This window comes from Streptomyces populi (genome assembly GCF_002911015.1).
Classification (GTDB): Bacteria; Actinomycetota; Actinomycetes; order Streptomycetales; family Streptomycetaceae; genus Streptomyces; species Streptomyces populi.
This window is the reverse complement of sequence record NZ_KZ626880.1, coordinates 68,566-75,083: the sequence shown is the minus strand read 5'-3', so window position 1 is coordinate 75,083 and position 6,518 is coordinate 68,566. Positions and strand designations below refer to the sequence as shown.

The window sequence follows — 6,518 nt, the reverse complement described above, 5'->3', positions numbered from 1 at the left end:
CCTCGCCGCGTTGTCGGATCGCCCGAATACGCCCAGTATGAGGACGACCCTCCGCCTTGCGATGCACCGCATCTGACGCCGCGCGCTGATCCACCGGGGATTACGGGACAGCCCTTAGGCTTCCGCCTGGGTTTCCCAGGAAATGCTCTGCGGTGAAAAGGTGGTCCTCATGGCTCGTGCCGGGCTCACGACCGAGCGGGTCGTGCTGGCGGCGGCCGATCTCGCGGACGAGATCGGCTTCGAGAACGTCACCGTGGCCGCGCTGGCCCGGCAGTTCGGGGTGAAGGACGCGAGCATGTACGCGCACGTGAGGAACGTCCGAGAGCTGCGCGAGCGCATCGCGCTGCTCGCGTCCGGCGAGATGATCGACAAGATCGCCACCGCCGTGGCCGGACGGGCCGGCAAGGACGCGCTCGTCGCCTTCGCCGACGCCTACCGGGCCTACGCGCTGGAGCGCCCCGGCCGCTACCGGGCCACCCACACGCAGCTCGACCCCGCCCTGGTCGCGGAACGGGCGGAGTACCGCCGCACGGCCGAGGTCACCACCGAGGTCACCCACGGGATGCTCCGCGCCTACGGGCTGTCCGAGCCCGACCTGACCGACGCCGTACGCCTGTTGCGCAGCACCTTCCACGGCTACTGCGCCCTCGAGGCCATCGGCGGGTTCGGTGCTCCCCGCCCGGTGGAGACGTCCTGGAGGCACGCCCTGGACGCCCTGCACATCGCCCTGGAGAACTGGCCGCGCGCCGAGGAGGGCCCCCGGGACCGGCCCGCGCCGTTCACGCCGGAGCACGACGGCGGGACCCGGCAGGGCCCGCCCCGCCCTCTCTAGAGCAGCCCCAGGTCACCCAGTTCCTTGTGCAGGTCCGCGCGCGGGTTGTCGGCGCCCGGCCGGGGGGCGCGGGGCGCGAGGGCGGCCGTGCCGCCGCCGGAGCCGGACGGACGGCGGTCCCGGAAGAGCCAGGCGCCCAGCAGGCCGCCGATCAGGCCGCCGAGATGGCCGAGCCAGCTCACCCCGGGCGTCCCGGGCACCGCGACGGTGAGCAGGTAGGCGAAGGACGCCGCCATGACGACACCGATCAGGGTGTCGATCAGGTGCCGGTCGAAGATCCCGCGGACCACGACATAGCCGAAGTAGCCGAAGACCAGGCCGCTCGCGCCCACCGTGTCCGTATTGCCTTGTTCGAAGAACCACACCACGAGCCCGCTGGACAGCGCCACCAGCAGGCTCAGTCCGAGGAAACGGGCCACGCCCCGGTAGGCCGCCAGGAACCCGAAGACGAACAGCGGGCCGGAGTTGCTCTCGATGTGATCCCAACTCCAGTGCAGGAGGGGAGCGGTGAGGACGTCGGGCAGCGTGGTGACATCGCCGGACACCACGCCGTAGTCCCGCGAGAGGGCGTAGTGGTCGGCGGAGTTGACCAGCTGCACCAGCCAGACGATCACGAGGAACCCGAACATCACGAAGAACGCCTTCCGCGCCTCCGCGATCATCAGCTCCGCGTCGGCCGGGCCGCCGCCGGCTCTGCCGCCCCGGCCCTCGTCCGGACCACCCATGACACACCCCCTGCCCCGGCGGATCCGCTTCCGCCCCACCCCGAACTCTAGGGAATGCCGGTGGAGTCGCCACCGTCCAGGGGGGCGACACCGCCGGTGCCGTCGAACCGGAAGCCCGCCGTTCCTCCCGCGGTCCAGGTCACCGTCACGTCGTACGCTCCCGGCCCCGCGCCCTCGGGCGTCGTCACCCGCACGGACACCAGGCCGTCGAGCGGGAGGGGGTCCCGGTCGGCGGTGAGGCGGACGAGGGCGACGAACAGGCAGGGGCCGTCCCCGGTGACACCCTCTCCCGTCCCCGACAGACCGTGCGCGGGCAGGAGTTCGCCGCGCGCGCCCTCGCACGCGTTCCAGCCCGTCACCCGTACCGGCGTTCCCGGGACCGTGCCCGACACCAGATGGGCCCGCACCTCCACGGCACCCCGCGCGACCACGAGGGAGGTGACCTCGACCCCCTCCGAGACGGTGTGCCGGGACGCCGCCCAGCCCTCCCCGACGCCCGACGGCACGATCCGCGTACGGCTCGCGTCGGTGCCGACGATCACACTGTTGTCGTACGACGGCGACGGCTCCGTCACCGTCGAGTAGGCGAGCCGCGTGTAGTACGGGTCGTAACGGACGTCCTCGCTGCCGTGGTTGTGGAGGCGGACCAGGCCGTCCGAACGCGTCGACTGGATCAGCCAGTTGGGCGGGCCGACCGGGGTGACGGCGTCGGCGCGTTCCACCGGCCCCGGCTCCTCCCGGGCCGTCCAGACCTCGTGCTCCGGGGGCAGCAGCAGGGCGACGAACGCCTTGCTCGCCCAGTACGGCGAGGCGGGGCCGGAATAGTGCTGTAGGAACGCCTCGTCGGGGCCGCGCCAGCCGAGGGTGAGCAGGCCGTCGCCGTCCACCGCGCCCCGGTCGAGGAAGTAGCGCAGGGCGCCCGAGGCGAGGCGGCGGGTCTCGCCCGGGGACAGCGGGGTGCGGCCGGTGAGCGCGCCGAGCCACAGCGGGGCGGTGGTCGCGAAGCGGTAGGTGAGGGAGCGCCCCTGGAGCATCGGTGCGCCGTCGCCGCCGAACAGCCGGGCGTAGTCGCCGAGATGGGCCTCCAGGCGGCCCGCGTACAGGTCGAGGAGCCGGGTGTCGTCCGCCAGCCACGCGTGCAGCACCGGATAGAGGTGCATCGCCCAGCCGTTGTAGTGGTCGAACTTCCGCCCGTGGCCGTCGGTGTACCAGCCGTCGCCGAGGTACCACTGCTCGATGCGCTCCAGGCCGCGGTCGATCGCGGCACGTGACGCGTCGGGCTCGTAGCCGATCTCCTCGAGGAAGCCGCCGACCGTCACCGGGAACAACTCCCAGTTGCAGGCCCAGGGTTCGGCCGTCAGCGCGTCACCGAGCCACTCGGCGGCCCGCTGCCGCACCACGTCGTCCAGGCGGTCCCACAGCAGCGGCCTGGTCAGCCTGAGCGCGAGCGCGATCGACGCGGCCTCGACGAGGGGCTGACCGCGGTCCTCGATGCGCGGCCAGACACCGGCCGTTCCGGCGGCCAGCCCCCGCGCGTACCGCTCCAGGACCTTCTCGTCCCGGCGGAAGCCGGCCAGCAGCAGCGTACGGGCGTACCCCTCCAGGCCGTCGGAGAGTCCGCCCGCGCTGCTCGTGTGCCCGCCGGGGAAGCGGTAGAGGGCCTGGTCGTCGGTCGCGAAGGGAGCGACCGCGGCGAGCAGGGAATCGGCGGCCGCCTCCCAATGGGCGCGGGTGAAGCCGGTGTACGGGCTGAGGGAGCGGTCCTCGGCGGGTTCGACGGGCATCACACGGTCTTCCTGTCCGGGCCGGGCCCGGCGTCTCGGGGCCGGGTGTCCGGCGGGTGGCCGGGGCGGATACCTGGGGCGCCCCGGTTCCGGTCGGAACGCCCCAGGGGCTCATCCCACCCTCACCAGAGCCCTCGGCACCAGCCCCAGGGCGAGGAGTTCGTCGCGGACCAGGGCCGCGTACACCGTGGCGCCGTGCACCGAGGTGTGGGTGTTGTCCCGTTTCTCGTCGTAGAGGTAGAGCGCCTTGGAGCCCTCGACGCCGAGGGACTCGACGAGGGCCTTGGTCCTCGCCGTGAGGTCGACGAGCGGCACCCCCTCGGCGGCGGCGACCGAGCGGACGACGGCCGGATGGTCCACGCCCAGACCGTTCACCAGCAGCGCGGTGCCGTTGTCGAGGGTGCCGTCCGCGTTGAACCAGCGGCGGACGACCGGAGTGACCAGGACGGGCTCGCCGCCCTGCGCGCGGACACCGGCGACCAGCGTCTCGAGGTTCGCGCGGTACGTCGCCCCGTCGGTCGTCTTGTCGTTGTGGGCGAGCTGGACGAGCACCAGGTCGTGCTCGCGGATCAGTGTCCGGACGGCCGGGAAGAGCGCCGGATCGGCGAGGTAGGTGACCGTGCTCTCCCCGGAATCGGCGTGGTTCGCGACGGAGACGCCCTTCCTGAAGTACTGCGGCAGCTGCTGGCCCCAGCCGGAGTACGGGTCGGCGGGCTGGTCGCAGACGGTCGAGTCGCCGATCAGGAAGATCTGCCGGGTACGCGTGCGGCCGTCCTCCGGCCGGGCGGTGCCGCGCCCGCCGAGGAGGGCCGGGGTCACCCGGACACCGGCGAGCGCGGGCGCCGAACCGCCGACGACCAGGTCCAGGCCCGGGGCGCCCTCGGGGCCGGTCGGCTCGCCCTCGAGGGTGCGGACGTCGACGGTGAAGGAGCGCGTCACGGGCCGGCCCGCCCCGGTGGCCGTCTCGGGGAGCAGGGAGCGGCGGGTCTCGCCGCTGATGGACGTACTGGCCGCGGTGCCGCCGCCGAGCAGCACCGTGACGTCGTACGTGCCCGGCGGGACGTCGAAGTGGCAGGCGGTCGCCGTGCAGTTCTCCATGCCCGGGCCGGGTCGCCGGGCGTGGGCCTGGGCCGGGCCGGCCGACAGCGCACCGGCGGCGGTCACCGCCAGCAGTGGCACGGCGATGGTGAGGCGTCTCATGTGCGGCTCCTCGGGAGTAGGACCGGACCCGGCGGCAGGACGGTATCGCGAGAGAGCAAGCGCTTTCCAGAGTGCGGCCGAAATTCATACGCCTGCCGACTTCGATCGAGCGAAAGCCCTTTCCCCATGACGCTTCGCCTGTCACCCTGCGAAACATCCGCACCCCCACCCGCCCGACTCCCGCTCCTCCTCTCCACTCCCCCTCCGCTTCCGCCCCCACCCCTCGACCTCCGCTCCCCCCACCGCCCGAAGGAGGCACCCCCATGTCCGCATCCCCGAACAGGCCGGTCCGACGCCGCGCCTTCGTGCTCGGCGGCGCGGCCGCCGCCGGCACCGCGGCCCTCTCCGGGCCGCTCGCGTCCCCCGCGTCCGCCGCGGCCTTCGGCTGGAGCGACGACGGCTCGAACTACGTCGTCGACACCGGCGCGAACCTCGTCTTCAAGGTGAGCAAGACGAACGGCGACCTGACCTCGCTGGTCCACCGGGGCACCGAGTACCAGGGCTACGGCGGCAAGAACTCGCACGTCGAGTCCGGCCTCGGCACCTCCACGGTGACGATCGCCCAGTCCGGCACGACGATCCTGGTCTCCGTCGCCCACGGCACGCTCAAGCACTACTACGCGGCCCGCAGCGGGGAGAACAACATCTACCTCTGGACGAACAAGGCCGACAGCTCCGTCAGCGCCACGCGCTACATCGTCCGCGTCAAGGCCGGACTGTTCCTCAACGACGAGCCCGACTCCTACACCTACGCGCCCACCGTCATCGAGTCCGCGGACGTCTTCGTGAAGTCCGACGGGCAGACCCGCTCGAAGCACTACGCCAAGCGCCGTGTCATCGACTACTCCGCGATCGGCTGGACCACCGGGAGCGTCGGCCTGTACGTCGTCCGCTCCAACCACGAGAAGGCCTCCGGCGGCCCGTTCTACCGTTCCCTGCTGCGCCACCAGAGCACGGACGGCGGCGGCCTGTACGAGATCCTGTACTACGGCGAGAACCAGACCGAGGCCGAACGCTTCGGGCTCCAGGGGCCGTACGTCATCGCCTTCACGGACGGCGGCACGCCCTCCTCCTCGCTGTACCCGGGCACGCTGACCACCCCCTGGGCGGACTCGCTCGGCATCTCCGGCTACGTGGCGGCGAGCGGCCGCGGCAAGGTCGCGGGCGTCGGCATCTCGGGCCGCGACACCGCGTACGCGTACACGGTCGGGCTCGCCGACCCGGCCGCCCAGTACTGGGGTCCGGCGCGGTCCTCGGACGGCTACTTCTCGATCGGGGGCGTCCTGCCGGGGACGTACACCCTCACGGTCTTCAAAGGTGAACTCGCCGTCCACACCACCTCGGTGACCGTCACGGCCGGGGCCACGACCACCCTGAACACCATCACCGTGGCGTCCTCGAACGACCCGGCCAACGCGAGCGCGATCTGGCGGATCGGCACCTGGGACGGTACGCCCTCCGGGTTCAAGAACGCGGACCTGATGACGTACGCGCACCCGTCCGACGTCCGGGCCGCCGCGTGGACCGGCAACGTGGTCATCGGCAGCGGCGGCGAGACCGCGTCCTTCCCGGCGTACATCTGGAAGGACGTCAACAGCGGTCTGCTGGTCCACTTCAGACTGACGGCCGCGCAGGCCGCCGCCGCGCACACCCTGCGGATCGGGGTGACCACCGCCTACGCGAACGGCCGGCCGCAGGTGACGGTCAACGACTGGGTCTCGTCGGTCCCCTCACCGCCCGCCCAGCCCAGCACCCGTTCCCTGACGGTCGGTTCGTACCGCGGGAACAACAACACGTTCACGTACAGCGTGCCCGCGAGCGCCTGGCTCACCGACACCAGCCGGTACAACGTGCTGAAGATCGACGTGGTGAGCGGGTCGGGGACGACGTCGTACCTCAGCGCCGGCACGTCGATCGACGCGCTGGACCTGCTGGTCTGACGCCGTGCCGCGGCCACCGGCCGCGGCACGGGCCTCA

At 72.4% G+C, this 6,518-nt stretch carries 5 protein-coding genes; 2 read left to right on the top strand and 3 right to left on the bottom strand.

Annotated elements, in window-relative coordinates:
• Positions 1 to 169 precede the first annotated feature (169 nt).
• Positions 170 to 832: a TetR/AcrR family transcriptional regulator gene (locus tag CW362_RS21665; protein ID WP_103551171.1), complete on the top strand. Its 663-nt coding sequence runs from the start codon at positions 170 to 172 to the stop codon at positions 830 to 832.
• Here CW362_RS21665 and CW362_RS21660 read toward each other — a convergent pair.
• From CW362_RS21660 to CW362_RS21650, 3 genes are all read right to left on the bottom strand, one after another.
• Positions 829 to 1,557 (bottom strand): rhomboid family intramembrane serine protease, encoded by a 729-nt coding sequence (locus tag CW362_RS21660; RefSeq protein ID WP_103551166.1) that lies wholly within the window; start codon positions 1,555 to 1,557, stop codon positions 829 to 831. The genes CW362_RS21665 and CW362_RS21660 overlap by 4 nt on opposite strands.
• Positions 1,558 to 1,604: 47 nt before the next feature.
• Positions 1,605 to 3,341 (bottom strand): DUF2264 domain-containing protein, encoded by a 1,737-nt coding sequence (locus tag CW362_RS21655; RefSeq protein WP_103551165.1) that lies wholly within the window; start codon positions 3,339 to 3,341, stop codon positions 1,605 to 1,607.
• Between the two features lie 111 nt (positions 3,342 to 3,452).
• Positions 3,453 to 4,541 carry a rhamnogalacturonan acetylesterase gene (locus tag CW362_RS21650; RefSeq protein ID WP_103551164.1) on the bottom strand — a complete coding sequence of 363 codons (1,089 nt, stop codon included), beginning with the start codon at positions 4,539 to 4,541 and terminating at the stop codon, positions 3,453 to 3,455.
• A 263-nt stretch (positions 4,542 to 4,804) separates the two neighbouring features.
• Here CW362_RS21650 and CW362_RS21645 point away from each other — a divergent pair, with 263 nt between their 5' ends.
• Positions 4,805 to 6,481, top strand: a complete 1,677-nt coding sequence (locus CW362_RS21645; protein WP_103551163.1) for a rhamnogalacturonan lyase B N-terminal domain-containing protein — start codon at positions 4,805 to 4,807, stop codon at positions 6,479 to 6,481.
• The last annotated feature ends 37 nt before the right edge of the window (positions 6,482 to 6,518 follow it).

Coding starts and splice junctions, on each gene's coding strand:
- CW362_RS21665 (WP_103551171.1), top strand. CDS start 170: ATGGCTCGTGCCGGGCTCACGACCGAGCGGGTCGTGCTGGCGGCGGCC.
- CW362_RS21645 (WP_103551163.1), top strand. CDS start 4,805: ATGTCCGCATCCCCGAACAGGCCGGTCCGACGCCGCGCCTTCGTGCTC.
- CW362_RS21655 (WP_103551165.1), bottom strand. CDS start 3,341: ATGCCCGTCGAACCCGCCGAGGACCGCTCCCTCAGCCCGTACACCGGC.
- CW362_RS21660 (WP_103551166.1), bottom strand. CDS start 1,557: ATGGGTGGTCCGGACGAGGGCCGGGGCGGCAGAGCCGGCGGCGGCCCG.
- CW362_RS21650 (WP_103551164.1), bottom strand. CDS start 4,541: ATGAGACGCCTCACCATCGCCGTGCCACTGCTGGCGGTGACCGCCGCC.